This is a genomic window from Nonomuraea sp. NPDC004580 (assembly GCF_040609855.1).
GTDB classification, from domain to species: domain Bacteria; phylum Actinomycetota; class Actinomycetes; order Streptosporangiales; family Streptosporangiaceae; genus Nonomuraea; species Nonomuraea salmonea.
On the sequence record NZ_JBEXLH010000019.1, the window covers coordinates 73,181 to 99,103 of the forward strand.

A 25,923-nucleotide genomic window follows, 5' to 3' on the forward strand; every position below is an offset into this window, starting at 1 on the left:
GCGTCACAGCTGGGTGGTGAGGTGGGCGATCGTGCGGGACAGCGCGCCGGGCACGTCCTGGACCAGCAGGTGCGTGCCGTCGCGGACGATCGGGCGGCCGTTCACCACGACGTGCCGGACGTCGGCGGCGGACGCGGCGAACACCGCGGTCTCCGCGCCGAGCGACGGCGGCGGCCCCGCCGTGCGGACGGAGCCGAGCGCGACCGTGACGAAGTCGGCCGGCGCGCCCGCCTCGATCCTGCCCGCCTCCGGCCAGCCCAGCGAGGCGTGGCCGTCCTCGGTGGCGGCGCGCAGCAGCGCGGCGGCGCTCCAGTGGCCGCGCCGCAGCGTGCGCAGCCGCTCGTCCAGCTCCACCGCCCGCGCCTCCTCGAACAGGTCGATCACGGCGTGGCTGTCGCTGCCCAGGCTGATCGGTGACCCGGCGGCGGCCAGGTCCGCGGCCGGGCCGATGCCGTCGGCGAGGTCCCGTTCGGTGGTGGGGCACATGCAGACGGTGGTGGCCGAGCCGCCGAGCAGCGCGATGTCGTCGCCGGTCAGGTGGGTGGCGTGCACGGCGGACGTACGCGGGCCGAGCGCGCCCCGCTCGGCCAGCAGCGCGGCGGGCGTGCGGCCGTGGGCGGCCAGGCACGCCTCGTTCTCGGCGGGCTGCTCCGACAGGTGGGCGTGCAACGGCGCCGCCCGCCCCGCGGCCCACTCCGCGACGGTCGCGATCTGGTCCGCGGGGACCGCGCGCACCGAGTGCACCGCCGCCCCGATCCGGGCGTGCGGCCGCTCCTTCAGCTCGCCCGCCCGGGCCGCCCAGGACTCGGCGTCGCCGTCGCTGAAGCGGAGCTGGTGCCGCTCGGGCGGCGCGCCGAACCCGGCCGACAGGTAGCAGGTGTCGAGCAGCGTGATCCTGATCCCGGCCCGCGCCGCCGCCTCGATCAGTGCCTCGCCCATGGCGTTCTGGTCGGCGTACGGGGCGCCGCCCGGCGCGTGGTGCAGGTAGTGGAACTCGCCCACGCAGGTGATCCCGGCCAGCGCCATCTCGGCGTAGACGGCGGTGGCCAGGTCCAGGTACGTGCCGGGGTCGAGCCGGCCTGCCACGTCGTACATGGTGTCGCGCCAGGTCCAGAACGTGCCCGAGCCGCGCTGCGCGATGCCGCGCAGGGCCCGGTGGAAGGCGTGTGAGTGCGCGTTCGCCAGGCCGGGCAGGGTCAGGCCGCGCAGCACCGAGGCGCCGGGCGGGGGAGTGGCGACGCCCGTCCGGACGCCGGAGACGCGCCCGCCGGCCACCTCGATCACCACCCCCGGCACGACCGCGCCGCCGATCCAGGCGTGCTCGGCGTGGTACGTCACCGGCATGCCAGCCCCTCCAGCACGTCGGCCAGCGCCTCCACCCCTGCCACGCAGTCGTCCTCGCGGGCGTGCTCGGCGGGGGAGTGGGACACCCCGGTGGGATTGCGGACGAACAACATCGCCGTCGGCACCTTCGCGGCCAGGATGCCGGCGTCGTGCCCGGCGCCCGTCGGCAGCACCGGCACCTCGTACGGCCGCCGCGCCGCCAGCAGCCGCACCAGCTCGTCGCGCAGCGCGGGCGCGAAGTCCACGACCGGCGTGAACGACTCGCGTTCCAGGCCGACCTCCACCCCCTCGCGGGCCGCGTGCTCGCGGGCCGCGCCCTCGATCGTGCCGAGCAGCAGCGCCAGCGTCTCCTCGTCGGCCGCCCGCGCGTCCAGCCAGGCCCGCACCAGGCTCGGCACCGCGTTGACGCCGTTCGGCTCGACGAGCAGTTTGCCGAACGTGGCCCGCGCGCCCGCCGCCGCCGCCCGCTCCCGCGCGGCCAGCACGGTCGCCGCGTAGGCGGGCATCGGGTCGTGCCGGTCCTGCATGCGGGTGGTGCCGGCGTGGTTGGCCTCGCCCCTGAAGTCGAAGCGCCATCGCCCGTGCGGCCAGATCGCCGACGCCACGCCCACCGGCGATCCGGTGTCGGCGAGGTGGCGGCCCTGCTCGACGTGCAGCTCCACGAACACGCCGATGCGGGCCAGCCGCTCGTCGTCGGGGCCGATCGCCTCAGGATCGTGACCGGCCCGCTCCATCGCCTGCGTCAGCGTGACGCCGTCGGCGTCGCGCAGCGCGGCGGCCCGCTCCGGCGTGAGCTGCCCGGCCGTGAGCCGCGAACCCGCACAGGCCAGCCCGAAGCGGGCGCCCTCCTCGTCGCCGAAGTTCACCACCGCGACCGGGCGGGACGGCCGCACGCCCCGCGCCGCCAGCTCGTCCAGCGCCGCGAACGCCGACACCACGCCGAGCGGCCCGTCGAACGCGCCGCCGTCCGGCACCGAGTCCAGATGTGACCCGGTCACCACGGCGTCGCCCGCAGAAGGGTCACCGAGCCAGGCCCACTGGTTGCCGTTGCGGTCGGTCTCGACGTCCAGCCCGCGCGCCGCCGCCTGCTCGCGGAACCAGCCGCGGCACTCGGCGTCCGCCGAGGTCCACGCGAAGCGCCGGTAACCGCCGGACCCGGCGTGCCGGCCGACGGGCAGCAGCTCCGCCCACATCTCCTGGAACGACGGCGGCATCAGCGGCCCTCCCACGACAGGAACGGCTGGAACGACGACGACGGCATCACGACTCCCTCATCGGCACGCGCACGCCGGTGCGGCCGGCGACCTCCTCGGCCTCCTCGTACCCGGCGTCCACGTGCCGGATCACCCCCATGCCGGGGTCGTTCGTGAGCACCCGCCTGATCTTCTCCCCGGCCGGCGCCGTGCCGTCGGCCACCGTCACCTGCCCGGCGTGGATCGACCGGCCGATGCCGACGCCGCCGCCGTGGTGGATCGACACCCAGGAGGCGCCGGAGGCCACGTTCACCATGGCGTTGAGCAGCGGCCAGTCCGCGATCGCGTCGGACCCGTCGCGCATGCCCTCGGTCTCGCGGTACGGCGAGGCCACCGACCCGCAGTCGAGGTGGTCGCGGCCGATCACGACCGGCGCCCGCAGCTCGCCCGAGGCCACCATGTCGTTGAACCGCTCGCCCGCCCGGTCACGCTCGCCGTACCCGAGCCAGCAGATGCGCGCCGGCAGCCCCTGGAAGTGCACCTTCTCCCCGGCCATCCGGATCCACCGGGCCAGCGGCTCGTTGTCGGGGAACAGGTCGAGTATCGCCCGGTCGGTCGCCGCGATGTCGGCCGGGTCGCCCGACAGCGCCGCCCACCGGAACGGCCCCTTGCCCTCGCAGAACAGCGGCCTGATGTAGGCGGGCACAAAGCCGGGGAAGTCGAAGGCCCTGGCGTAGCCGGCCAGCTTCGCCTCGCCCCTGATCGAGTTGCCGTAGTCGAACACCTCGGCCCCGGCGTCCTGGAAGCCGACCATCGCCTCGACGTGCCGCGCCATCGACGCCCGCGCCCGCTCGGTGAAGCCGGCCGGGTCCTTGTCCCGCTCGGCCGCCATGTCCTCGAAGGCCACCCCGAGCGGCAGGTACGCCAGCGGGTCGTGCGCGCTGGTCTGGTCGGTCACCACGTCGATCGGCGCGCCCTCGGCCAGCATGCGCGGCAGCACGTCGGCGGCGTTGCCGAGCAGCCCGATCGACAGCGGCCTGCGGGCGTCCCTGGCCTCGGTGGCCAGCCGCAGGGCGTGCGCCAGGTCGTCGGCCTCGACGTCGAGGTAGCCGTGGTCGAGGCGGCGCTGGATGCGCGACGGGTCGCACTCCACGCAGATCGCGACGCCGCCGTTCATGGTGACGGCCAGCGGCTGGGCGCCACCCATGCCGCCGAGCCCGGCGGTCAGCGTGATCGTACCGGCCAGCGAGCCGCCGAACCGCTTGGCCGCGACCGCGGCGAACGTCTCGTACGTGCCCTGCAGGATGCCCTGGGTGCCGATGTAGATCCACGAACCGGCCGTCATCTGCCCGTACATGGTCAGGCCCGCCGCCTCCAGGCGCCGGAACTCCTCCCACGTCGCCCAGTCGCCGACCAGGTTGGAGTTGGCGATCAGCACGCGCGGCGCCCACTCGTGGGTCGTCATCACGCCGACCGGCCGGCCCGACTGCACCAGCATCGTCTCGTCGGCCTTGAGCGTGCGCAGCGTGCGGACGATCGCGTCGAAGGAGCGCCAGTCACGGGCGGCGCGGCCCGTCCCGCCGTAGACGACGAGGTCGTCGGGGTGCTCGGCCACCTCGGGGTCGAGGTTGTTCTGCAGCATCCGCAGGGCGGCCTCCTGCTGCCAGCCGAGGGCCGTCAGCTCGGTGCCACGGGCGGCCCTGACCGGGCGTGCGCCTTCCATCAGGCTCTCCTAAGGGGACCGTCGCCTTTGGACGACGGGGGAATCGGGAGCGGGAGGGCCGTCAAGGCCCGAGTGTGAAGTGACCTGTCAGGTCCGTGCATCAGAGATCTCCGTTCATCGCGCATGACATGGATAACGCTGCTGTAATGATCGTGTGACGTTCCCGCACCTGGGTTCCCGGTTGCCCGCGCTGTGGTCGCGGTCCTGCTTCGTGGCCCCGGCCGGCGCGGTGCCGGGCGCGGTGTCGGGTGAGACGGTGCGGCGCTGTATCGGGACGCAGGATGAGCGGCCGTGCAAGGGAGGTGGCGGTGCGTAGGTCGTTCACGTTCCTGCTGCGCCCAACGGTCAAGCAGGCCGCCGCGCTGGGGGCGTGCCTGGAGGATCATCGCACGTTGTACAACGCAGCCCTTGAGCACCGCCGTACGGCCTACGCCAAAGCCGGGGTGAGCGTCCGGTACGGCGACCAGTCGGCCGAGTTGAAGCACATCCGCGCCGACGATGCCGGTGGGCAGGGCCGGTGGTCGTTCTCCTCGCAGCAGGCCACGCTGCGCCGTCTGGACAGGGCGTTTCGCGCGTTCTTCGACCGCGTCAAGGCCGGGCGTACGCCGGGCTTTCCGCGTTTCAAGGGACGTGGCCGGTTCGACAGCGTGGAATGGCCGAAGGACGGCGATGGCTGCCGGTGGGACTCCCAGCCCGAGCACCCCTCGGCCACGTTCGTGCGACTTCAGGGTGTCGGGCACGTCCGCGTCCACCGGCACCGCCCGATCCGGGGCTGGGTCAAGACGATCAGCGTGAAGCGGGAGGGCTCGCGCTGGTATGTGGTCCTGTCGTGCGACGACGTGCCCGCTGAGCCGCTGCCCGCCACAGGCGCCGTAACGGGGATCGACCTGGGCGTCGCCTGGCTGGTCACCACCTCCGGTGGTGAGCATCTGGCCAACCCGCGCCACCTGGCCGCGACCGCCGATCGTCTCGCCGCCGCTCAGCGCGACCTGGCCCGCAAGAAGCGCGGCTCCAAGCGGCGGCGCAAGGCGGTGGCCCGCGTCGCGGCGCTGCACGGCAAGGTCCGACGCCAGCGCCTGGACCACGCGCACAAGGCCGCGCTGGTGCTGGTCCGCGACTATGACGTGATCGTGCACGAGGACCTGCGGATCACGAACATGACCCGCAGCGCGTCCGGCACGATCGAGGCTCCCGGCCGCAACGTCGCGCAAAAGGCGGGCCTCAACCGGAGCATGCTGGACGCGGGCTGGGGGGTGTTCCTGCAGATCCTCGCGTACAAGGCTGAAAGCGCCCGTCGGGAGCTGATCGCGGTGAACCCCGCCGGCACCTCCCGCACATGCGCCCGATGCGGGCACCGCGCGAAGGACAACCGCGTCACCCAGGCCGCGTTCGCGTGCACGGCGTGCGGGCATGCCGCGCACGCCGACGTGAACGCGGCCGTCAACATTCTCAGGGCAGGGCTTGCCCTTCGCCGGGCTGCGGAAGCGGCCTAGCGAGAAGCCGCTCCCTTCAGGGAGCGGAGGAGTCACGACCGGGTCCTTTCTGCGACCGGCTCGGTGGACGGATAGATCATCTCCGCGGGCGGGTTCGACGTCCGCTTCGCCCACGGGTAGTACAGCGCGGCGGTGGCCAGCAGGCCGACGATCCACGAGATGTCGGCGCCGCCGAGCAGCTCGGTGACCGGCCCCGTGTAGAGCTTCTGCGCGAGGAACGGGATCTGGACGACGACGCCGAAGGCGTAGCTGACCAGCGCGGTGACGTTCCAGCGGCCGTAGCGGCCCGCCGGGTCGTACAGGGCGGGGATGTCCACCCGCTCCTTGGAGATCAGGTAGTAGTCGGTGAGGTTGATCGCGCTCCACGGCGTGAACACCATGAGCAGCACCAGCACGAAGTTCTTGAAGTTGTCCAGGAAGTCCGCGCTGGCCATGATCGCCACCAGGACCGACACGGCGGTGAAGCCGACGATGTAGAGCGCGCGCACCACCGGCGAGACCCGCGAGCGGCCGTTGAACGCGGTCACGGTCGTCAGCAGGCACATGAAGCCGCCATAGGCGTTGAGCGTGTTCACCGTCAGCTTGCCCACCACGATCACGATGTAGATCAGCAGCGCGACGGCCGCGGGACCGGCCAGCTCACCGACGAAGCCGACCTGGTCGCCGACGAACACCGCGCCTGAGACGGCGGCGATCAGCGCGCCCAGCGACATCGCCCACTGCGAGCCGATGACACTGCCGAGGAACGTACCCCAGAACGTGGAGCGCTCACTGGTGCTGCGCGGCAGGTAGCGCGAGTAGTCGGCGACGTACGGGCCGAAGGTCAGCTGCCAGGCCGCGCCGAGCCCCACGGCCAGCAGGAACGTCGGCGCCTCGAAGCCCTTGACGCCGACGAAGGCGCCCACGTCGTACGTGGTGAACACCTTGATCAGCAGGTAGCCGAGCCCGCACACGCCGATCACGGTCGCGATCCTGCCGACGGTGTGGATGAGCCGGTAGCCGGTCACCGCGACGATCACCGTCAGCAGGCCGAACAGCAGGATCCCGGCGGTCGCCGGCACGTGCAGGATCCGGCCGAGCGCCTGCCCGGCCAGCACGCTGCCGGTGGCGGCGAAGCCGAGGTACATCAGCACGACCAGGAGCAGCGGCAGCACGGCGCCGAGCACGCCGAACTGCGCCCGGCTGGAGATCATCTGGGGCAGTCCGAGCCGTGGCCCCTGCGCGGAGTGCAGCGCCATCACCACGCCGCCGAGCACGTTGCCGATGAGCAGGGCGATGATCGCCCAGAGGGCGTCGGCGCCGAACACGACGGCGAGCGCGCCGTCCACGATCGCGGTGATCTGCATGTTGGCGCCGAACCAGAGAGTGAACTGGCTGCGCGGCGTGCCGTGCCGCTCGGCGTCGGGGATCACGTCGATCGTCCGGCGCTCCACGGCAGGACCCGCGCCCAGGGATTGATGGTCGGTCATGGCGGTCCGCCTCTCGCGCGTCACGCGCCCTGGGGGAAACGGGGGTTCGAGGGGAAATGTACAGTCCTGTATATACAGCTCGCCACCCTTGGGGGAAGATAAACTTCGGGCCATCGAGTCCGGAGATCGCTCCGCCCGCCGTCCCCCGACCGGAGGATCCGCCGAGCCATGGTGCCCATCACGGTGGTCGAGTCCGAGCTCGCCGCCCAGTTCCAGCAGCTCGGGCCCGCCTCGGCGCCCGCGTACGAGCGGGTCAAGAAGGTCATCAGCGCGGGCGTGCGCTCCGGCCGGTGGGCCCACGGCCAGCAGCTGCCGTCGGAACATCAGCTCGTCAGCGCGCTCGGCCTGTCCCGCATGACCATCAACAGGGCGCTGCGCGAGCTCACCCACGAGGGGCTCATCGAGCGGCGGGCCGGCGTCGGCACGTTCGTCGCCGCGCCCAAGGCCGCCTCCGCGCTGCTCCAGGTCAGGAACATCGCCGACGACATCCGCCGGCACGGCCACCGCCACCACACCGAGGTCGTCTTCGTCCGCGCGGAGCCGTCCGACGCCGCCGACCCCGAGCTGCGCGCCGCCGCGGGGCCGGTCGTCTACCGCTCGCTCATCGTGCACTTCGAGGACGACACCCCGATCCAGCTCGAAGACCGCCTGGTCAACCCGGCCGCCGCGCCCCGCTACCTCGACCGCGACTTCACCCGGCAGACCCCTCACGCCTACCTCAACGAGGTCGCCCCGCTCTCCCGCGGCGAGCACATCGTGGAGGCGGTGCTCGGCGACGCCGCCCAGCGCAGGCTGCTGCGCATCGGCCGCCACGAGCCGTGCCTGCTCGTGCGCCGCCGCACCTGGTCGCGCGACGTGCTGGTCAGCGTGGCCCGGCTGCTCCACCCGGGCTCGCGCCACCGGCTCGAAGGCGCCTTCGGCGCCGACTGGACGCTCGACACCCGCTGAGCACGGCCGGCCTGGGCCCGGCCGGCCTGGGCCCGGCCGGCCTGGGCCCGACCAGCCTGGGCACGGTCAACTGGGCACGGTCAACTGGACACGGTCAGCGGGCCGCCTCGATCAGGGCCCGGTGCGACGGGATCAGGCCGTCGGGCAGGTCGTCGGGGGCGCACCAGCGGGCCTCCAGGATCTCCATCGCGTTCAGCCGCAGGGCGCCGCCACCGGCGTACTCGGCCGCGTACGCGACCTCCATCCTGAGCCGGAACCCGCTCTTGAGCAGCACCAGCTCGCCCACCCGCACCTCCAGCCCGGTCTCCTCGCGCACCTCGCGCACGACCGTCTGCTCGAACGTCTCGCCGCGCTTCGCGCCACCCGTGGGCAGCCCCCATGGGCGCTCCTCGGACCAGAACCGGTGCCGCAGCAGCAGCACCCGCCCGTCGCGGTCGCGCACCACCCCGGTCACCCCGACCATGAACTTGTCCTGCGTCAGGTAGAGCAGCCGCCACTTCACCGACCCGCGCAGGCTCCGCCACAGCCGGGCGATCAGCCTCTTCACCACACGGCCCCGGTCAGGTGGGCAGCGCGGCGGTGGTGGTGAAGAAGGGGGCGAGGTGCGCGGTGTCGTTGAACCTGCGCAGGATCCACCGCGCCTCGGTCAGCACCAGGTGCGAGACCGAGGCGTTGTCGACCCCCAGGAACGCGAACGGCCGCGACCCGGTGGCCGCCGCCAGCGCCTCCGCGATCACGCCGGCGTGGGTCACCACCACGATCCGCTGGTCGGGGTGGGCGGCCGCGAGCTTCTCCAGCACCTTCCTGACCCGCTCGGAGAACGCCGCGGCCGGCTCGGCGCCGGGGATGACGTCCCAGCGCTCCTCCTGCGCCATGCGGCGGGCGACCGGATGGCCCTCCGCCACCATGCGGCGGAACAGCCCGCCCTCCCACTCGCCCAGGTGCACCTCGCGCAGCTCGGCCTCTGGCACCGGCGTCACGTCCAGCCGGGCGGCCAGCGGCGCCGCCGTCTCGGAGGTGCGGCGCAACGTGCTGACGTAGATCGCGTCGATCCGCTCGGCGGCCAGTCGCAGCGCCACCCGCTCGGCCTGCTCGCGGCCCTCGGGCGCGAGCGCCGGGTCACCCTGCCCGCGGACCAGCGGGAACGGCCGGTCCGGGCGGGCCGGTTCGGACTCGCCGTGCCGCACCAGCAGCACCTCGGTCGCGCCCGGCGGCGTACGGAACCGGCTCTGCCGGTATTCGACCGGCTCGTCGCGCTCATCCCTCACAGTCACCGGACCCTACTCCCTTCCGCCCGCCCGCGCCGGGCGTGATTGAATCGGCACCCGCGTACGGACGAAGGGACAGCGCCATGGGAGTGGACCGGCGGCGGAGCGTGGTGTTCGGCGAGGCGGTCGAGCAGTACGAGGCCGCGCGGCCCGGCTACCCCGAGCGGCTCGTCACCGAGGTGCTCGCCTACGCGCCCGACGGCCCGGTGCTGGAGGTCGGCGCCGGCACGGGCAAGGCCACCGCCGGCTTCGCCGCCCGCGTGAGCGACCTGACCTGCGTCGAGCCCGACCCCAGGATGGCGGCGACGCTCACGGACAAGTGTCCCGGCGTGCGGGTGGTGAGCGGGATCTTCGAGGACTACGTCCCCGACCGCAGCTTCGCGCTGCTCTACTCCGCGCAGGCCTGGCACTGGGTGGACCCTGACCGGCGCTGGGACCTGGCCCATGCCGCGCTGGCCCCGTCGGGGGCGCTGGCGCTGTTCTGGAACCACTACATCCCCGCCGACGACGGGGTGCGCGCCGCACTCGGCCGGCTGGCCGAACGGTACGGCCTGGCCAGCCAGAGCCTGCACCAGAACGAGGGCGACCGCGCCGAGGAGTCCCGCCACCTGCTGGACGGCGACCCCCGCTTCACCGACCTCGACCGGCGCCGCTACACCAGGACCGAGCGCTACGACGCCGACCGCTTCGTCACCCTCACCGGCACGCTGTCCGCGTACCGGATCCTTCCTCCCGGCGTGCGGGAGCGGGTGCTGGGCGAGGTCGGCGAGCTGGTGGGCGACGGCCTCGACCTGACCTTCACCACCGAGCTCGCCCTCGCCCGCCGCATCTGACCAGCCGCCCGGCTTCCGCTCGCACCCCGTCACGGGCGGCGTCACGCGCTCTGGTACCGTGGCGCTCGCAGAAGTGATCGTCCGTGCTCGTCCCAGGGAGGTGAGACCCATCGCCGCTGTGTCAGGCCGGGTGCTCCCTTCCCGTAACCGTGCGGCCCACCAGGACTAGGTGACCGCGGGAGCGCCCGACGGCATCCCGAAAGGTTCCCATGTCTGTCTCCTCCTCGTCGCTTCCTTCCGCTGAGATCGTCGCCAGGCTGCGTGCCGCCGGCTGCGTCTTCGCCGAGGACGAAGCCGAGTTGCTCGTCTCGACCGCCGCCACCGCCGACGCCCTCGCCGCCATGCTCGAACGCCGGGTCGCCGGCGAGCCCCTGGAGCACGTCCTCGGGTGGGCGTCGTTCTGCGGGCTGCGCGTCCACGTCGAGCCCGGCGTGTTCGTGCCCAGGCCGCGTACGGAGTTCCTCATCGACCGCGCCGTCGCCCTCGCCCGCGAGGTGCCGGGGCGGCCGGTGGTCCTCGACATGTGCTGCGGCACCGGCGCCATGGGCGCCGCCGTCGCGGCGGGGCTGGCCGGGCGGGTGGAACTGCACGCGGCCGACCTCGACCCGGCCGCCGTGCGGTGCGCCCGCCGCAACCTGCCCGGCGCGCACGTCTACCGGGGCGACCTGTACGACCCCCTGCCGCCGTCGCTCCGAGGCCGGGTCGACGTCCTCATCACCAGCCCGCCCTACGTCCCCTCCGAATCGGTCGCGCTCCTGCCCCCGGAAGCCCGCCTCCACGAGCCCCGCTTCGCCCTGGACGGCGGCGAGGACGGCCTGGACGTCGTCCGCCGCGTGATCGCCGCCGCCCCCATCTGGCTGACCCCCGGCGGCCGCCTCCTGGTGGAGACCAGCCAGAACCAGGCGGCGACCACCGCCGAAGCAGTGAGCTCGGCCGGCCTCCTCCCCCGCATCGCCACCTCACCGGAGTACGACGCGACAACCGTCATAGGCACCTTCATCCACCCCGCCTCCTGAGCCGGCCCTGAGGAAGATTGCGGCTTTTGGAGGGCGGCATGCCGTTGGGCGGTTCGTGGACTTCGCTTTTGATTCGCGCTTTCATGGCCTCCGTCGATTTCCAGGACGGAGGCTCACATGGGTCGTGCTCGGAGAATAACCGGAATAGCCATGGCATTCGCCACGGTGCTGGCCACCGCGCCGGCGGCGGAGGCGGCGGAGCGGCGGGCGCCGGTACGCATCACGCGCTTCCTCGGCGAGCAGCGCATCCCGTACATGATGACGTTCCAGGGCACCACCGTGGGCGGCCTGTCCGGCGTGGACCGCGACCCGCGCACCGGCACCTGGTACCTCATCTCCGACGACCGCGACCGCTACGGCCCGGCCCGCTTCTACACCGGCCACCTCGACATCAACCGCAGGACCGGCGACTTCACCGGCGTCCGTCTGACCGGCGTCCGCACGCTGACCCGCCCGGACGGCACGCCCTACCCCGGGTACGGCAGGCCGGGCGCGGCGGACCCGGAGACGATCAGGTTCGACCGGTGGACGGGCCGGCTGGTGTGGGGCGACGAGGGTGACCGGCCCGACACCAGAGATCCCGACATTCCCCTTTCACAACCGGCCATTCGCAGAACAGACCTGAACGGCCGCCAGGTGGGTGAATTCACACTCCCGCGTAATTTGCGGCTGACGAATACGGAACGCGGCCCAAGGCGTAATTTCGGATTCGAGGGATTGGCGGTCACCGCCCGTTCCGTCACCGCCGTCACCGAGGGCCCGCGCTACGAGGACGGCCCCCTGCCCACGGCCGAGCGCGGCTCGGTCGCCAGGATCACCGTCTGGGACCGCCAGGGCAGGCCGCGCGGCCAGTACGCCTACCGCCTCGACCACCTGCCCGAGCCCCCGAACCCGCCCACCGGCGACGCCGACACCGGCGTGTCGGAGATCCTGGCCATCGACGACCACCGCTACCTGGCGCTGGAACGTTCCTGGATCCAGGGCGTGAACTACCGCGTCAAGCTGTACGAGATCGACCTGCGCGGCGCCTCCGACGTGCTCGGCCGCGACTCGCTGGCCCGCGGCGGCTACCGCCCGGTCGCCAAGCGCCTGGTCTACGACCTCGGCACCTTCCGGCCTCCGGTGCAGAACCTGGAGAGCCTGTCGTGGGGCCCGCGCCTGGCCGGCGGCGAGTGCACGCTGGTGATCGGCTCGGACGACAACTTCGACGAACGCGAGACGACCCGCTTCATGGCCTTCGCCGCCACGGGCTGCGAATAGTCCCCGTCAGATGCCGTGGATGCGGCGGCCGGTGACGCGCTGCGGCGTGATCCGGATGTAGAGCGGCCGGTCGCCGCCCGCCCACGGCGTGACCCCGGAACGGGCGAGATCGGCCGTGTCCTCGGGCGGCATGTGGTGCGCGGGCCCCTGCACCAGCACGCTCCACCCCTCCCTGGTGGCCTCGTCGAAGTGGTCGATCTGGAAGGCGATGACGATGTCCACGCCTTCCAGCCCGGTACGCAGGTCCTTGTCCATCGGCCCGCCCGCCGCCGTACGGAAGATGATGTTCCCGTCGTGCAGCTTGTAGTTGACCGGCAGCACGGTCGGCCCGTGCGAGCCGCTGAACGCGACCCGCCCGATGCCGCCCGGCGCGATCAGCCGCAGCGACTCGGCCTCGTCCAGCGTCTCCAGACTCGGGTGCGCGGCGGCGGGGCCATGGCCGGGCGGCCGGTCGTGGCCGCCGCCGAGCAGCTCGTCCACCGTGGTCCCCAGCGCGTCGGCGAGCCGGTAGAGCGTGCCGCCGTCAGGCGTGTCGGCGTGCTCCTCCAGGTATTTGAGATAGCCCGCCGACATGCCCGCGTGCTCGGCCACCTGCTCGCGGGTCAGGCCGCGGCGCTCGCGGTGGTGGATGATGCGTCGTCCGAGGTCGCCGGTGCCGGGCATGATGGCCTCTCCTAGCTTGAAGGTGCGGCACGCGACCCCGTTGACGCGCGCCTCGTGGTCATCGGCGTCGATGAACAGCCGCCGCCCCCGGTAGCAGATCGGCATCGACGCCTCGCCGAGCCGGTCGGGCAGCAGCGGGTCGAGCCACAGCCCGTCGCGCCGCGGCTCCACCCCGAGGTAGCAGCGTTGCAGCAGGTCGAGCGTGCCGCCCATGGCGCCCAGATGGATGCCTTCCGCGGTGGTCCCGCCCTGGACGTCCTTCAGGTCGCTCTGCAGCGCCTCGATGAAGAACTCCCACGACCGTTCCCGATCGAGCCTGGCCAGCGCCCAGGCGTGCACGACGGCGCTGAGCGTGGAGCCGTGGCTGGTGCGCCGCAGGTAGTACGCGATCGTCCGGGGGATGAGGCCGTCGTCCACCTCGTAGCCCAGGTGTTCGAGCAGCCCGGCCAGCTCGTCGCCGGTCAGCAGGTAGCAGAGCATCAGCGTGTCGGCCTGCTTGGACGCTTTGTAGCGGTTGACGTCGTCGCCGTCGGCCTCCAGCGCCCGGTCCAGCCGGCGCACGCCGCGGTAGCGGCCCCAGGCGAGCTCCTCCAGCCCGGCGTACCCGGTGAACTGGCTGATGACGCCGTCGTGGAAGTCGACCCGCAGGCGGCGGCCCACGTCGTCCCAGCGGTCGAGCTCGCCGGGCCGCGGCGTGACGTCGGGGCAGAGCGCGGCGGCCTCGCGGGCGCGGCGCATCAGCCAGGCGGTCATCACGTTGGTGTAGGCGTTGTTGTCCAGGCCGGGGGAGTCCGCGCCGGGGTAGGCGTCGTGGTACTCGTCGGGGCCCATGACGCCGCGGATCTCGTACCGGCCGTCGATCTCGACGGCGAGCGAGGCGAAGAAGCGGGCGATCTCCAGCAGCATCTCGGCGCACCACGCCGGCATCGAGCCGGTGGCGAGGAAGTGCCGCCACACGTCGTACGCGACCGCCAGGCCGACGTGCCGCTGCAGCCGGGAGTTGTCCGGCAGCCAGCGGCCCGACGTGGGGTTGAGGTGCAGGACCTGGGTCTCCTCGCGGCCGTCGCTGCCGCTCTGCCAGGGGAACATGGCGCCGTCGTGCCCGGTTCGCCGGGCCGCGTCCATGGCCTCGGGCAGCCGCCGCCACCGATACCGCAGCAGCCCCTCGGAGATCTCGGGGAAGCGCAGCGCGAGCCACGGCAGGACGAACAGCTCGTCCCAGAACACGTGCCCCCGGTACGCCTCGCCGTGCAGCCCCCGCGCGGGTACCCCCGCGTCGAGGCCGGCGGTGTGCGGGGAGAGCGTCTGCAGCAGGTGGAAGATGTTCACGTGGACGAGCTGCGACAGCTCGGAGCCGTCCACGTCCATCCTGGCCCTGCGCCACAGCCGCTCCCATGCCGCCATGTGCCGGGCCAGCAGCTCGGGGAAGGGCGGCGCCCCGCGTACGTGCCGCAGCGCCGACGAGCGCGGGTCGTGACTGGCGGGGTCGCGCGACGACGTCAGCGCCACGGTCTTGACGAGCCGGGACGGGCGTCCCTCCGCGAGGTCGAGCACGTGGTCGGAGGTGATGTGGTCGCCCGCCAGGACCGGACGTGCTCTCGTGCCGGTCTCCGCGTCGATCCTGGCGGCCAGCGCCACGACGACGTGGGCGGAGCGGGTGAGGGCCGTCAGCCAGGCCAGATCGTCCTCGGAGCCGGTCTCGTGGCAGGTCAGGTGGTCGCCGCGCAGGTCGCGGTAGCGGGCCACACCCTCGTTGGCGACCCGCCCCTCCAGGGCGGCCCGCACCCGCAGCGGGCCCGACCAGTTCTCGGCGGTGAACGTGCACTCCTGCGCCGCGAGGTACGGATCCGCCATCGACACCAGGCGGCGCTGGCGTACCCGGGTGACGCGGCCCTCCGCGTCGCGCCAGCGCAGCAGCCGCACGAGCACGCCGTGCCGCAGGTCCAGCTCGTGCCGGTAGAGCAGCAGGTCGGCCGCCTGCGGACGGAACCAGTCCGTGCCGGGCGTGGCGAACCACAGCGGCAGCCAGTCGGGCAGGGTGACGATGTCCTCGTTGGTGACGGTGTGCCCGGCCACGACCGAGTCGAGCCGGTCGTAACACCCCGCCAGGTATGTTCCCGGCGTCCGCGGTTCCCCGTCCGGCGTCGCCCCCCGCGTCGCGAACCGGCCGTTGCCCAGCGTGCACAGCGCCTCGCGCAGCCCCTCACCCTCCGGATCGAACCCGTTGTACGTGAGCGTCCACGCGCTCATCGCCGCCCCACCGGCACCCGTCCCGTGACGTCGGCCTCCGCCAGGTCGGACACCACCGCGTCGGCGCCCGCGGCCAGCATCGCGGCGGCCCGCGTGCCGCTCCTGTCCACGGCGACGATCCGCCCGAAACCGCCCCTGCGGGCCGCCTCGACGCCGGGCACGGCGTCCTCCACCACGCCCACCGGCCCGGCGGGCGTGTCGAGCCGCCGCGCGGCCTCCAGGAACAGCGCGGGGTCCGGCTTGCCCGGCAGGCCCAGCCTGGCCGCGTCCGTGCCGTCCACCAGCACGTCGAACAGGTGCAGCACGCCCGCCGACGCCACCATCGAGCGGCAGTGCCTGCTGGCCGAGACCACCGCGGTGCGGCAGCCCCGCCTGCGCAGCTCGTGCAGCAGCTCGACCGTCGAGGGGAACGCGGCCACGCCGTGCTGCGCGATCTCCTGGACGAACAGCTCGTCCTTGGCCCGGCCCAGCCCGTGGACGGTCGGCGCGCCCGGCTCGTCGTCCGGCCCGCCCTCGGGCAGCGAGACGCCGCGCGAGGCCAGGAACGTGCGCACGCCGTCGAGCCGCGGGCGCCCGTCCACGTAGGTCAGGTAGTCGGCGCGTACGTCGAACGGCGCGGAACGGCCGCGCAGGAAGCCGTCGAACACGTGCTTCCACGCCGCCGCGTGCACCCGGGCCGTGTCGGTGACCACGCCGTCGGTGTCGAAGACGACGGCCCGCAGGGCGGTGAGATCGAAGGTGGTCATGCCCGGACGCTACCCGCGCAGGCCCGGCTCAGCCATGGACCGAAGACCTCGCCCGCCGGGACCTCCGGGAAGCACGCGAACCAAGGCCGTCCTGGGTACGTCTACCTCAACAGACGGCCCTGCCGGCAGGAGGTACCGCATGAGAGCGATGACCGTACGCGTGCTGCCTCTGCTGGCCGCGCTCGCCCTGGGCGCGGCGGGCTGCGGCGGCGCCCCTGGCGGCGGGACCACCACCACACTCACCCCCGCCACGCTCACCCCCGCCACTACCGCACCTGAGCCTGATTCCACCGTCACGCCCGGCCCTGGCGAGGTGCCTACGTCCGGCACGCCCGCGCCCGCCCCGCGCACGTCCGGCGCCTCCGCGCCCGCGCGGCTGCTCATCGCCGGCCGCTACCAGCCGCTGTGGCCGTTCTCCGGGCCCGACGAGGTGGCCGCCTGGCAGCGCGCCTACCAGGCGAACGGCCACCAGCCGTGGCATCTCGACCCCGCCGCGACCGCGATCGGCTTCTCCCGCGACTACCTCGGCTTCACCGAGATCGACCAGGCCGTCAAGACGGTCGTGGACGGCGAGCACGCCCGCGTGCACGTCGGCCTGCAGGCGGAGGAGGGGCCGAAGCCGATGGTGGCGGCGGTGGTGCACCTCATGCGGTACGGCTCGGGCGAGCACGCGCCCTGGGAGGTCGTCGGCACCGACGACACCACGCTCTCCCTGACCGAGCCGGCGTACGGCGCCTCCGTCACCTCGCCGCTGACCGTCGGCGGCCGCATCACCGGTGTGGACGAGAGCATCAGGATCCAGGTCCTGCACCCCGGCTCGGACAAGCCGCTCGGCGAGCGCTGCTGCGTGAGCGCCGGCGGCCGCAGGTCGCCGTGGTCCGGCAAGCTCTCCTTCACCCCACGCGACGGCCGTACGCTGACCGTCGTCGCCTCGACCGGCGGCCACGTCGCCGAGGTCGAGCGCTTCGCCGTGACGGGCGTGACCCCGCCCCTGTGACTGCGACAGCAGGTGAACGCACATTCGGTAACGCGTTCCCGGAGGCACGACGCATGGGCAGGCCCCGCACCACCAGCGACGAGGCGATCCTCCAGGCCACCGCCCGCGCGCTCGGCCGGCACGGCCCCGCGGGCCTCACGCTGGCGGCCGTGGCCGGCGAGGCCGGGCTCGCGCCCGCCACGCTCGTGCAGCGGTTCGGGTCCAAGCGGGGGCTGCTGCTGGCGCTCGCCGCGCACAGCGCCGAGACCGCAGGGCGGCCGTTCGAGCGGGCCGGGAAGGAGCACGCCACGCCGCTGGCGGCGCTGCGCGCGGCTCTGGTGCCTGACCGAAGCCGTCGACCGGACCCTGCGGCCCTACCTGTCCGGCTGAAGGACCGCCGAGCGAAAGCACTCGCGACGCACCGGCGGATAACGGGACCGCCGGCCCTGTCGCGAGGGATGATCGTGGCACGACACTCCGGTCACCAGCGCGAGGTGCTCATGAGTCACGTGGAAGAGACCGCAGAACCGGCGCCGGGCTCGCTGGCCGAGCTGGCCCGCCGCCACGGCCTGCGCCCCGCCATCGCGCGTCCCCGGTTCCCCGTCTACCTGCGCCGGCTGTGGGAGCGGCGGCACTTCGTGCTGACCTACGCCACCTCACGCAACGTCTCCAGATACTCGGGCTCGGCGCTCGGGCAGCTCTGGCAGGTCATCACCCCGCTGCTCAACGCCGCCATCTACTACGTGATGTTCGGCCTCATCCTGGGCGGCAGCGACCGGGTGCCGAACTATCCCGCGTTCCTGCTGACCGGCATGTTCGTCTTCACCTACACCCAGCGCACGGCCACCGCGGGAGCCAAGTCCATCTCGGGCAACCTCTCCCTCATCCGCGCCCTGCACTTCCCGCGCGCCTCGCTGCCGCTGGCGTACACGATCCAGGAGCTGCAGCAGCTCGCCATCTCCATGGGCGTGCTGCTGCTCATCGTGGTGCTCACCGGCGAGCTGCCCAACTGGTTCTGGCTGATGATCCCGGTCGTGCTGGTGCTGCAGACGACGTTCAACATCGGGGCGGGGCTGATCCTCGCCAGGCTCGGCTCCCAGCTGCGCGACCTCGGGCAGCTGCTGCCGTTCATCATGCGGACCTGGCTGTACGCCTCCGGCGTGTTCTTCGCCATCCACGACAAGGTGGTCAACAGGGCAGGGCTGCCCGAATGGGTGGCGACCGTGATGTACCTGAACCCGGCGGCGTCGTACATCGAGTGGATGCGCGACATCCTCATCGGCAGCCACAGCCCGCCGCCGATGGTCTGGCTGGCGTGCCTGGTGTGGGCGGTCCTCGCGCTCGTCCTCGGATCCTGGTACTTCTGGCGGGCCGAGGACCGCTACGGGCGCGGCTAGGGCGGCGGACGCCCGGCCCGCAGGAGCGAGCCGGGCGCCTCATCCGCCCGTGCGGACCGTCACTTGCCGGAGCGGGTCGTCGTCTTGCGCGGCGCCCTGGTCTCCCCGTCGCTCGGCGTCTCGACCAGCGGCGTGTCCACGAGGTGCTCGACCAGGAACCAGACCTGCAGTTCACCGGTCCTGATCACCTGGGAGACCAGCAGGTCGTTGGTGCCGTCGTCGCCCAGCTCGGCGGCCCGTGACGCCGCGTCCCGCGAGGCGAGCAGGATGGTCTCGTGCGCCTCGACCAGGCGCGAGAGCATGGCCGGCACCTCCTCGGCGCCGTTCGGCGGGCGCGGGACCACGGTGATCTCGGCGACGTGCCGCGGGTCGCCGACCGCGATGCCGCCCAGCGTCTGCACCCGCTCCGCGATCTCGTCCACCAGTTCGAGCTGCTCCTTGGCGTGCTTGTCGAGCAGCAGGTGGAGCTGGTAGAACGTCGGGCCGCGCATCAGCCAGTGATGCTTCTTGTACAGGGCGTAGAGGATCTGCGTGTCGGCCAGGATCTGGTTCAGCCGGCCGCAGGAGTAGTTGCGGGCCTCATCGGACAGGGCCAGCGGCCACGTCCGCACTGTGCCGTATTCCTGGATCTCGGTGCCGTCCACGTGCAGCCATGGCTGGCTGCTCGTTTTCCTGGACGCTTTGCTGCTGCCTTTGGCGGGCACGATCATCTCCCGAGCGGTTATTGAGCCGGTCCGTCCTCGAACCTTCCCGTGTGTCCGCAAAAGGAGCTCCAGCCCGTATCAGCGGCTGGCAAAAAGTGGTCAAAAGCCGGTGTGGGGGCGGCGGGCGATCCAGATCGTCCGGCGGGTGCGTACGGACAGGTCGTCGCGGCGCGACAGGCTGCGCGGGCCGTCCGGGGCCAGCAGGTCGTCGAGCGCGGCCAGGTCGTCGGCGGCCAGCACGCCCTCCAGGCTGCCGCGCATCCGGCGCAGCGCCACCTCCGCGTAGCGGGTGGCGGCCGGCGGGAGCGGGGGCCGCAGGTCGACGACGAACTCCCGCTCCGCCTCGACCGTGAAGCCGTTCGCCGCGAGCCGCGGCCCCCAGTCGGAGCCGAACGTCGGCAACGCGGCGGCCCGGCGCTCGTCCAGCACCGCGTGACCGCGCCCCTCCAGCCCTGGCCGGCCGAAGCCGAGGTCTTCGGGGAGGAAGCGGGGGAAGGAGTCCATCTCGACCGCCACCAGCAGCCCGCCGGGACGCAGCGCGGCGAGCACGTCGCCGAGGACGCGATCGGGGTCGGCCAGGTGGTGCAGCGACGCCGCCGCCCACACCAGATCGAGGGTGCCGACCTCGGGCCATGCGCTGTCGAGGTCCGCCTGGAGCGTACGGACGCGCTTGTCCACGCCGCGCTCGCGGGCCTTGGCCTCCAGGTGGCGCAGCATGTCCTCCGACATGTCCACGGCCGTCACCTCCGCGTCCGCGAACCGCCCCAGCAGCGCGAACGTGCCCGCGCCCGTGCCGCTGCCCAGGTCGAGCAGGCGGAGGGGCGGCCGGTCGGCGGTCAGCTCGCCGATCCAGGCGGTCACCTCGGCCAGGTGCGGTCGCAGCACCTCGGCGTCGAGATCGAGCAACTCGGCCATCGCCGCCGACGCGCGCGGGTCGTGGTGCCCGTGCCCGTGCCCGTGCCCGTGCCCGTGCCCGTGCCCGTGCCCTGAGGTGTGCTCGGCGCCATGCCGGTGGTCGTGCTCGTCGGAGCCGTGGGCGGCCTGATGTTCGGAATCGTGCGCGTGGTGGTATGCCATGGCTCGACTCTAAGCTGCCTTGCGTCTGGCGACCGGCTGTCTTGCGTACGGCGCAAGAAGGCGGCGCGAAATATCCCGTTGCCTGCACATCACGGCGCTGAAAGGCTCTTCGCCATGCCCGCCTTCACCGCCTTCGACGGCACCACCATCGCCTATCACGAGTCCGGCTCAGGCAGCCCGCTCATCTGCCTGCCCGGCGGGCCGATGCAGGACTCCGCCTACCTCGCAGACCTCGGCGGCCTCGACGCGCACCGGCGGCTGGTCAAGCTCGACCCGCGCGGCACGGGCGGCTCGGCCACGCCTGCGGACCCCGAGACGTACCGGTGCGACCGGCAGGTGGACGACGTCGAAGCCCTGCGCACCCACCTCGGGCTCGACCGCATGACCCTGCTCGGCCACTCCGCCGGCACGAACCTCGCCCTCCAGTACGCCATCAGCCACCCCGGCCGCGTGGCCGCCCTCGTCCTCGTCACCCCCAGCCCCATGGGCGCCGGCATCGAGGTCACCGGCCACGACCGGCTCGACGTCGCCCGGCTGCGCGCCGCCGAGCCCTGGTACCCGCGGGCGTACGCCGCGCTCGAAGCCGTCGTCGCGGGCACCGGCGCCGACTGGGACGCCCTCGACCCCTTCCTCTACGGCCGCTGGGACGACGAGACCCGCCGCTACCACGCCGCCCAGGCCCCCGCCCGCAACACCGACGCCGCCGCCGTCTTCGGCTCCGCCTTCGACCCCGACGCCACCAGAAAGGCGCTGGCCGCCCTCGACGTGCCCGCGCTGGTGCTGGCCGGCGAGGTGGACCTCAACACCCCGCCGTCGGCCGCGGAGAAGCTGGCCGCGCTGCTGCCGTCCGCCGAGACGGTCGTCCAGCCCGCCGCCGCCCACTTCCCCTGGCGCGACGACCCGCCCCGCTTCGTGCGGACGATCGAGACGTTCTTGGGGCGGCGCCCTCGATAAGGTGGCCCGGACGTCCGCAGGGCAGGGGGCCGCGCATGTTCCATCGGTTCACGGTCGGTGATCTCGAGTGCGCCGTCGTCAGTGACGGTCAGTCAGAGCCGCCGCTGGAGCCGCCGCTGAGCTCCTTCTACCAGCCCGCGACCGGCGTGCCCGAGTCCGAGCTCCGGGACGCGGTGGCCGAAGAGGGCAGCGGCCGCACCACGCTGACGTGCGCGTACAACTGCCTGTGCGTGCGCACCCCCGACGGGATCGCGATCGTGGACACCGGGCTCGGGCCCGGCTTCCTCGGCTACGGGCCCGCCTTCACGCCCTACGTCGGCAAGCTCGGCGCCGGCCTGGGCGAGGCCGGACTGACGACGTCCGACGTGTCCGCCGTCGTCTTCACCCACCTGCACGAGGACCACGTCAGAGGCGCCGGGGCCGACGGCGAGCCGGCCTTCCCCGGCGCGGTGGCGTACGCGCACGCCGCCGAGGTGGCCTACTGGTCCGACCGCGCCCAGCGGATCCCCGACGTCCAGCGCGGGCCCGCGCTGGAGGCGATCAGGCTCTTCGGCGAGCGGCTGCGTCCGGCGAGCTACGGCGCCGAGCTGCTGCCCGGCGTGCACACCGTGGACGCCTCCGGCCACACCCCCGGACACACCGCGATCCTGCTGCGCTCGCGCGGCGAGCGGCTGCTCTGCCTCGGCGACACCTTCTACGACCCGCTCCAGCTCGCCCACCCCGACTGGCGCACGCCGTGGGACCACGACCAGGTGCGGTCGGTGGCAGCGCGCCGCAGGCTGCTCGCGTGGGCCGCCGACGAGAGGGTGCCGGTGCACGCCTACCACCTGCCGTTCCCCGGGCTGGGACGCATCGAGCGGCGAGGCGGGGCCTTCGCCTGGCGGCCTGGCCTGCAAGATCGACCGGGTGACTCCGACCCGCTGAGGTGAGGCGTCCTCACCCCAGTCCACCTGGCGGTCCGGTCGCGGCGCCGCTCCTGTCCTGGACGCGCGTGCTGCGCGCCGGAGCCGACCGGCGCGCAGCACGCGCGTGATCAGACGCGGTCGGCGGCGATCAGCAGGTACTGGAAGCTGCCGCTCTTGTACGCCTCCAGGAACGCGTCCTCGATCCCCGTGGCGAGGTGCGTCCTGGCCCGCAACTCCCAGTAGGGGATGGTGGCCGCGGTGAGGTCGATGACGCTGACCGGGACGAGCCGGTTGGCCGCCATCTCCTTGAAGTACGTGCTGCGGGAGTGGATGTCGCAGATGTAGTGGGCGTTGATCTGGCTGATGGCCCGGGACGGCAGGCCGTAGGCGTCGTTGTAGCAGCCGGTGATGCAGACGTACCGGCCGCCCCGGGCCAGCAGCCTGGCGTGCTCGGCGAACAGCAGGGACAGTTCGACGTACATGGTGCTCTCGTTGTTCCACGAGGCGTGGAACGCGCCGGTGGGAAAGCCGGTGTCGAGCATGTTGCGGAAGTGGAAGCGCACCTTGTCGCCGACGCCGCGCTCCTCGGCCTGCCGGTTGGCGAAGGCCACCTGCGACTCCGAGATGGACACGCCGTCGGCCTCGCAGCCGAAGCGCAGGTGGGCGAGCAGGCTGGAGCCGCCACGGCCGCACCCGGCGTCGAACACGCGGTAGTCGGGGCGCGGCGGCCCGAGGTGCGCCATGAGCATCTCGGCCTGCGCGGTCTCCAGCCGGTGCAGCTCCTTGACCACCCGGCTCTCCCGCGTCGAGGCGGGGCCCTCCAGCACCGACCAGTCCACCTCGCCCACCCCGTAGTGGTGGTGGTAGAGGCCGTCCACCTCGCCGAGGCGCAGGTTGACCGGGTTCTCCTCGGTGTTCCAGTAGTCGGCGACCGACTGCTGGTAGAGGCTGTTCAGCACGGGGGCATGCGGCGTCATGGTCATCAACGGCTCCTTCTCAGTTACGGGACGGGGGTGACGGTCAGGACTGGTAGCGGCTGCTGCTGCCGTGCCATTCGAGGCACCCGGCCATCCACGCCTGCGCGCCGCGCAGGAACCGCTTGAGCTCGGGCGAGGGGACGGCCGACAGCGCCTGCCTGCTCTGCTCGAAGCCGCGGACGAAGTCGTTGTGCAGGTGCACGGCGCGCTCGGTGGCCTCGCGGGCCGAGCAGCCGTCCTCGGCGGCCATGAGCAGGACGACGTTGGAGTCCGGCAGCTCGTCGGCCGCCTCCTTGGCCGCCGAGTACAGGTCGTTGACCAGCACGCTCGCGGTGCCCGCCTGCATGAGCGCGGTGTGGAAGCGCGGCTCGGCGAACAGCTCGGCGGGCAGCCGGTAGCCGCCCACGACGTCGATGAGCGTCATCGAGGTGTAGAAGCTGTCGTGCTGGCGGGCGGCCAGGTAGCGCCAGACGGGCGGCGGCGTCTCCAGGTAGCGCCAGGCGGCGTAGGCGGCCCAGCTGACGTACATCTGGCTCGTGATGTTGCGGACCCGCAGGATCTGCGAGTCGGTGGCGTGGCGGGCGACGTGGCTGAGCGCCGAGCGCAGCGCCACGAGCACGGGGTCGGCGGCGATGGCCGCCTCGAGCTGCCCGGTGTAGTGGCCGGCGTCGGGCGGCGGGTCCATGGCGGAGGTCACCAGCGCCAGCCGGGGCGGCAGCTCGGTCGGGGTGGCGCCGAGGTCGGTCTCGTCGGCGTAGTAGTCGTCGGCGGCCCACCAGGCGGCGTTCATCTGGGCGGCGATCAGCAGCCGGTCGGGGTCGCCGGTGTCGGGGTGGGCGAGCGTGGCCAGCCGGCCGAACCCGGTGGCGGCGAACTCCTCCATCCGCCCCTCATGCAGGCCGATGCGCGCGGCCCAGGCCGTCAGCCGCCGGTCCACCTCCGCGGCGAGCGCGTCGTCCACGCGGACGGTCTCGGGGCAGAGCAGCGGCGGGTACGTGCCGTCGCCCCACTCACGCTCGCGGTAGGGGAGGGGCGTCAGGTCGGACCCGGGCTCGGGCCCCGCCGGCGACCCGGGGGGCTCGTGCCCGTCCCCCTCCTCGTACGCGCGCCGGTGCGGCAGCAGCGCGGCCCGAAGGCTCAGCGAGGACGAGCCCAGCCCGGCGGGCCCGGCCAGGAGCCGCGCCACCGGAGCGCCATGGGGGGAGATGTCCGGCATGTCATGCCTCTTCCTGGGGTCGGCCGGTCACGAGCGCGGGGCGGCGATGTCGACGTCCTCCAAGATCCCGATCGCGTCCGGCACCAGGATCGCCACCGAGAAGTAGGCACTGACCAGGTACGACATCACGGCCCGCTCGTTGATCCCCATGAAGCGCACGTTCAGCCCCGGCTCGTACTCCTCGGGGATGCCCGTCTGGTAGAGGCCCACCACACCCTGGTCCTCCTCGCCCGTCCGCAGCGCCAGGATCGACGTCGTCCGCGCGCCGGAGATCGGGATCTTGCCGCAGGGGAAGATGGGGATGCCCCGCCAGGCCGGCACCTCGTGACCGCCCACGTCGGTGCTGCCGACCACCAGCCCCCGCTTGTTGCACTCGCGGAAGAACGCCGCGATCGCCTTCGGATGGGCGAGCAGCAGCTTCGTCTTGCGGCGCATGCTGATCAGCTCGTCGAGGTCGTCGGGGGTGGGCGGGCCCGACCAGGTGTAGATGCGCTGGTCGTAGTCGGTGTTGTGGAGCAGCCCGAACTCGCGGTTGTTGAGCAGCTCCCACTCCTCGCGCTCCCGCAGCTCGTGGATGGTCAGGCGGAGCTGCTGCTCGATCTGGTTCATCGGCTGGTTGAAGAGGTCGGCCACCCGGGTGTGCACGCGCAGGATGGTCTGGGCGACGCTCAGCTCGTATTCGCGGGGGTGCAGGTCGTAGTCGACGAACGTGCCGCCGATGGCCGGCTCGCCGCTGTGCCCGGCCGCGACCTCCACCGCCGCCTCACCGCGGCGGTTGGCGGGCCGGCCCAGCACCTCCAGGTAGCGGGCCAGGTGGTCGCGCAGCTCGGGGGAGCGGTCGGCGATGCGGCGCAGCTCCCAGCGCGGCGCCACCAGCACCGTGCAGGCCGTCGCCGCGCGGTAGGTGCACGGCCAGTGCGGGTCGTCCTCGGTCAGCGCCTCGTCGCCGAACTGGTCGCCGCCGGCGATGATGCCGAGGAACTGGCGGTCGCCATAGGGGCCGGTGCCCAGGCGCTCCAGCCGGCCGTGGGCGATCACGCAGGTCTGGTTCACCGGGCGGCCCGCCTCGGCGACGATCTCGCCCGGCCGCACCTCGCGGGCGGTGAACGTGGAGGCGATCTCCGCCAGCACCGCGCTGTCGCCGAAGCCGCGCAGGGCCGGGATCTCCGTCAGCGTCTCGGGCACGACGCGGACGTCGTCGGCCCCGTTGTTGGTCACCGCCACCCGCCCGCGCCCGATGCGATGGGTCAGCCGGCGGTTCACCCGGTACGTACCGCCGCGCACGTCCACCCAGGGCAACATGCGCAGCAGCCAGCGGGAGCTGATCGCCTGCATCTGCGGGACGGTCTTGGTGGTGGTGGCCAGGTTGCGCGCGGCCCTCGTGTCGAGGCTCAGCCGCGTCTCCGTCGGCTCCGTGGGCATCTTTCCTCCGGGCGGGGTCGGCAGGGCAGTCGCCACTAAAAGTAGTGATATTGATACGGAGCGTAGGAGTCTCTGCGCGGACAGGAATG

At 72.9% G+C, this 25,923-nt stretch carries 22 protein-coding genes; 9 read left to right on the forward strand and 13 right to left on the reverse strand.

Going from position 1 to position 25,923, the window contains the following annotated elements:
- Window positions 1-3: 3 nt before the first annotated feature.
- From ABZW11_RS21115 to hutU, 3 genes are read right to left on the reverse strand one after another with little or no spacing between them, the layout of a single operon-like run.
- The gene (locus tag ABZW11_RS21115; protein WP_355419489.1) at window positions 4-1,344 is read right to left on the reverse strand and encodes a formimidoylglutamate deiminase; all 1,341 of its coding nucleotides are present in this window, start codon (window positions 1,342-1,344) and stop codon (window positions 4-6) included.
- Window positions 1,335-2,558, reverse strand: coding sequence for an allantoate amidohydrolase (locus ABZW11_RS21120; protein WP_355419491.1), 1,224 nt, complete (start codon window positions 2,556-2,558; stop codon window positions 1,335-1,337). The genes ABZW11_RS21115 and ABZW11_RS21120 overlap by 10 nt, the downstream gene beginning before the upstream one ends.
- 46 nt (window positions 2,559-2,604) lie before the next feature.
- A complete protein-coding gene (hutU, locus tag ABZW11_RS21125) occupies window positions 2,605-4,260 on the reverse strand; it encodes a urocanate hydratase (RefSeq protein WP_355419493.1) in 1,656 nt (551 codons plus the stop codon).
- A gap of 308 nt (window positions 4,261-4,568) precedes the next feature.
- Here hutU and ABZW11_RS21130 point away from each other — a divergent pair, with 308 nt between their 5' ends.
- A complete protein-coding gene (locus tag ABZW11_RS21130; RefSeq protein WP_355419495.1) occupies window positions 4,569-5,753 on the forward strand; it encodes a transposase in 1,185 nt (394 codons plus the stop codon).
- Between the two features lie 32 nt (window positions 5,754-5,785).
- Here ABZW11_RS21130 and ABZW11_RS21135 read toward each other — a convergent pair whose 3' ends face one another.
- Window positions 5,786-7,222, reverse strand: a complete 1,437-nt coding sequence (locus ABZW11_RS21135; RefSeq protein ID WP_355419497.1) for a cytosine permease — start codon at window positions 7,220-7,222, stop codon at window positions 5,786-5,788.
- Window positions 7,223-7,390: 168 nt separating this feature from the next.
- Here ABZW11_RS21135 and hutC point away from each other — a divergent pair, with 168 nt between their 5' ends.
- Window positions 7,391-8,170: a histidine utilization repressor gene (hutC, locus tag ABZW11_RS21140; RefSeq protein ID WP_355419499.1), complete on the forward strand. Its 780-nt coding sequence runs from the start codon at window positions 7,391-7,393 to the stop codon at window positions 8,168-8,170.
- A gap of 94 nt (window positions 8,171-8,264) precedes the next feature.
- Here the strand turns inward: hutC and ABZW11_RS21145 are convergent, their stop codons facing one another.
- Both ABZW11_RS21145 and ABZW11_RS21150 read right to left on the reverse strand, forming a co-directional pair.
- Entirely contained in the window at window positions 8,265-8,717 is a 453-nt protein-coding gene (locus tag ABZW11_RS21145; protein ID WP_355419501.1) for an NUDIX domain-containing protein, read from the reverse strand.
- 13 nt (window positions 8,718-8,730) lie between these two features.
- The gene (locus ABZW11_RS21150; protein WP_355419503.1) at window positions 8,731-9,444 is read right to left on the reverse strand and encodes a histidine phosphatase family protein; all 714 of its coding nucleotides are present in this window, start codon (window positions 9,442-9,444) and stop codon (window positions 8,731-8,733) included.
- A 77-nt stretch (window positions 9,445-9,521) separates the two neighbouring features.
- On the opposite strand from ABZW11_RS21150, the gene ABZW11_RS21155 reads away from it, so the two are divergent.
- From ABZW11_RS21155 to ABZW11_RS21165, 3 genes are all read left to right on the forward strand, one after another.
- Window positions 9,522-10,271 carry a class I SAM-dependent methyltransferase gene (locus tag ABZW11_RS21155; RefSeq protein ID WP_355419505.1) on the forward strand — a complete coding sequence of 250 codons (750 nt, stop codon included), beginning with the start codon at window positions 9,522-9,524 and terminating at the stop codon, window positions 10,269-10,271.
- A gap of 209 nt (window positions 10,272-10,480) precedes the next feature.
- Entirely contained in the window at window positions 10,481-11,287 is an 807-nt protein-coding gene (locus ABZW11_RS21160; RefSeq protein WP_355419507.1) for a putative protein N(5)-glutamine methyltransferase, read from the forward strand.
- A gap of 150 nt (window positions 11,288-11,437) precedes the next feature.
- The gene (locus tag ABZW11_RS21165) at window positions 11,438-12,547 is read left to right on the forward strand and encodes an esterase-like activity of phytase family protein (protein WP_355419509.1); all 1,110 of its coding nucleotides are present in this window, start codon (window positions 11,438-11,440) and stop codon (window positions 12,545-12,547) included.
- Window positions 12,548-12,553: 6 nt separating this feature from the next.
- Here ABZW11_RS21165 and ABZW11_RS21170 read toward each other — a convergent pair whose 3' ends face one another.
- Window positions 12,554-15,460 (reverse strand): pyridoxamine 5'-phosphate oxidase family protein, encoded by a 2,907-nt coding sequence (locus tag ABZW11_RS21170; protein WP_355419510.1) that lies wholly within the window; start codon window positions 15,458-15,460, stop codon window positions 12,554-12,556.
- A complete protein-coding gene (locus ABZW11_RS21175; protein WP_355419512.1) occupies window positions 15,457-16,206 on the reverse strand; it encodes an HAD-IA family hydrolase in 750 nt (249 codons plus the stop codon). Before ABZW11_RS21175 ends, ABZW11_RS21170 begins: the two co-directional genes overlap by 4 nt.
- A gap of 139 nt (window positions 16,207-16,345) precedes the next feature.
- Between ABZW11_RS21175 and ABZW11_RS21180 the strand changes: the two genes are divergently transcribed.
- Together ABZW11_RS21180 and ABZW11_RS21185 are read left to right on the forward strand one after the other, a co-directional pair.
- Window positions 16,346-17,203, forward strand: a complete 858-nt coding sequence (locus ABZW11_RS21180; protein WP_355419514.1) for a hypothetical protein — start codon at window positions 16,346-16,348, stop codon at window positions 17,201-17,203.
- Window positions 17,204-17,256: 53 nt separating this feature from the next.
- Complete coding sequence (locus ABZW11_RS21185; RefSeq protein WP_355419516.1) at window positions 17,257-18,579, forward strand: ABC transporter permease; 1,323 nt, start codon at window positions 17,257-17,259, stop codon at window positions 18,577-18,579.
- Between the two features lie 59 nt (window positions 18,580-18,638).
- Here ABZW11_RS21185 and ABZW11_RS21190 read toward each other — a convergent pair whose 3' ends face one another.
- Together ABZW11_RS21190 and ABZW11_RS21195 are read right to left on the reverse strand one after the other, a co-directional pair.
- On the reverse strand, window positions 18,639-19,283 hold the full coding sequence (locus ABZW11_RS21190) for a DNA starvation/stationary phase protection protein (protein WP_355419518.1): 645 nt from the start codon (window positions 19,281-19,283) through the stop codon (window positions 18,639-18,641).
- A 99-nt stretch (window positions 19,284-19,382) separates the two neighbouring features.
- Entirely contained in the window at window positions 19,383-20,360 is a 978-nt protein-coding gene (locus ABZW11_RS21195; protein ID WP_355419520.1) for a class I SAM-dependent methyltransferase, read from the reverse strand.
- Between the two features lie 114 nt (window positions 20,361-20,474).
- On the opposite strand from ABZW11_RS21195, the gene ABZW11_RS21200 reads away from it, so the two are divergent.
- Together ABZW11_RS21200 and ABZW11_RS21205 are read left to right on the forward strand one after the other, a co-directional pair.
- The gene (locus ABZW11_RS21200; RefSeq protein WP_355419522.1) at window positions 20,475-21,314 is read left to right on the forward strand and encodes an alpha/beta hydrolase; all 840 of its coding nucleotides are present in this window, start codon (window positions 20,475-20,477) and stop codon (window positions 21,312-21,314) included.
- 35 nt (window positions 21,315-21,349) lie between these two features.
- Window positions 21,350-22,243, forward strand: coding sequence for an MBL fold metallo-hydrolase (locus ABZW11_RS21205; RefSeq protein ID WP_355419523.1), 894 nt, complete (start codon window positions 21,350-21,352; stop codon window positions 22,241-22,243).
- Window positions 22,244-22,347: 104 nt separating this feature from the next.
- On the opposite strand, the gene ABZW11_RS21210 is transcribed toward ABZW11_RS21205, so the two are convergent.
- Genes ABZW11_RS21210 through ABZW11_RS21220 form a run of 3 tightly spaced genes read right to left on the reverse strand, consistent with a single transcriptional unit; the run spans window position 22,348 to window position 25,834 of the window.
- Complete coding sequence (locus ABZW11_RS21210; protein WP_355419525.1) at window positions 22,348-23,202, reverse strand: geranyl diphosphate 2-C-methyltransferase; 855 nt, start codon at window positions 23,200-23,202, stop codon at window positions 22,348-22,350.
- A gap of 37 nt (window positions 23,203-23,239) precedes the next feature.
- Window positions 23,240-24,412: a family 2 encapsulin nanocompartment cargo protein terpene cyclase gene (locus ABZW11_RS21215; protein ID WP_355419527.1), complete on the reverse strand. Its 1,173-nt coding sequence runs from the start codon at window positions 24,410-24,412 to the stop codon at window positions 23,240-23,242.
- A 27-nt stretch (window positions 24,413-24,439) separates the two neighbouring features.
- The gene (locus ABZW11_RS21220) at window positions 24,440-25,834 is read right to left on the reverse strand and encodes a family 2B encapsulin nanocompartment shell protein (protein WP_355419529.1); all 1,395 of its coding nucleotides are present in this window, start codon (window positions 25,832-25,834) and stop codon (window positions 24,440-24,442) included.
- Between the last annotated feature and the right edge of the window lie 89 nt (window positions 25,835-25,923).

What these genes read in the sequence shown, in the direction of transcription:
- ABZW11_RS21115 (WP_355419489.1), bottom strand. Translation starts at nt 1,344, where the DNA reads ATGCCGGTGACGTACCACGCCGAGCACGCCTGGATCGGCGGCGCGGTC.
- ABZW11_RS21120 (WP_355419491.1), bottom strand. Translation starts at nt 2,558, where the DNA reads ATGCCGCCGTCGTTCCAGGAGATGTGGGCGGAGCTGCTGCCCGTCGGC.
- hutU (WP_355419493.1), bottom strand. Translation starts at nt 4,260, where the DNA reads ATGGAAGGCGCACGCCCGGTCAGGGCCGCCCGTGGCACCGAGCTGACG.
- ABZW11_RS21135 (WP_355419497.1), bottom strand. Translation starts at nt 7,222, where the DNA reads ATGACCGACCATCAATCCCTGGGCGCGGGTCCTGCCGTGGAGCGCCGG.
- hutC (WP_355419499.1), top strand. Translation starts at nt 7,391, where the DNA reads ATGGTGCCCATCACGGTGGTCGAGTCCGAGCTCGCCGCCCAGTTCCAG.
- ABZW11_RS21155 (WP_355419505.1), top strand. Translation starts at nt 9,522, where the DNA reads ATGGGAGTGGACCGGCGGCGGAGCGTGGTGTTCGGCGAGGCGGTCGAG.
- ABZW11_RS21160 (WP_355419507.1), top strand. Translation starts at nt 10,481, where the DNA reads ATGTCTGTCTCCTCCTCGTCGCTTCCTTCCGCTGAGATCGTCGCCAGG.
- ABZW11_RS21165 (WP_355419509.1), top strand. Translation starts at nt 11,438, where the DNA reads ATGGCATTCGCCACGGTGCTGGCCACCGCGCCGGCGGCGGAGGCGGCG.
- ABZW11_RS21170 (WP_355419510.1), bottom strand. Translation starts at nt 15,460, where the DNA reads ATGAGCGCGTGGACGCTCACGTACAACGGGTTCGATCCGGAGGGTGAG.
- ABZW11_RS21175 (WP_355419512.1), bottom strand. Translation starts at nt 16,206, where the DNA reads ATGACCACCTTCGATCTCACCGCCCTGCGGGCCGTCGTCTTCGACACC.
- ABZW11_RS21180 (WP_355419514.1), top strand. Translation starts at nt 16,346, where the DNA reads ATGAGAGCGATGACCGTACGCGTGCTGCCTCTGCTGGCCGCGCTCGCC.
- ABZW11_RS21185 (WP_355419516.1), top strand. Translation starts at nt 17,257, where the DNA reads ATGGGCAGGCCCCGCACCACCAGCGACGAGGCGATCCTCCAGGCCACC.
- ABZW11_RS21195 (WP_355419520.1), bottom strand. Translation starts at nt 20,360, where the DNA reads ATGGCATACCACCACGCGCACGATTCCGAACATCAGGCCGCCCACGGC.
- ABZW11_RS21200 (WP_355419522.1), top strand. Translation starts at nt 20,475, where the DNA reads ATGCCCGCCTTCACCGCCTTCGACGGCACCACCATCGCCTATCACGAG.
- ABZW11_RS21205 (WP_355419523.1), top strand. Translation starts at nt 21,350, where the DNA reads ATGTTCCATCGGTTCACGGTCGGTGATCTCGAGTGCGCCGTCGTCAGT.
- ABZW11_RS21210 (WP_355419525.1), bottom strand. Translation starts at nt 23,202, where the DNA reads ATGACCATGACGCCGCATGCCCCCGTGCTGAACAGCCTCTACCAGCAG.
- ABZW11_RS21215 (WP_355419527.1), bottom strand. Translation starts at nt 24,412, where the DNA reads ATGCCGGACATCTCCCCCCATGGCGCTCCGGTGGCGCGGCTCCTGGCC.
- ABZW11_RS21220 (WP_355419529.1), bottom strand. Translation starts at nt 25,834, where the DNA reads ATGCCCACGGAGCCGACGGAGACGCGGCTGAGCCTCGACACGAGGGCC.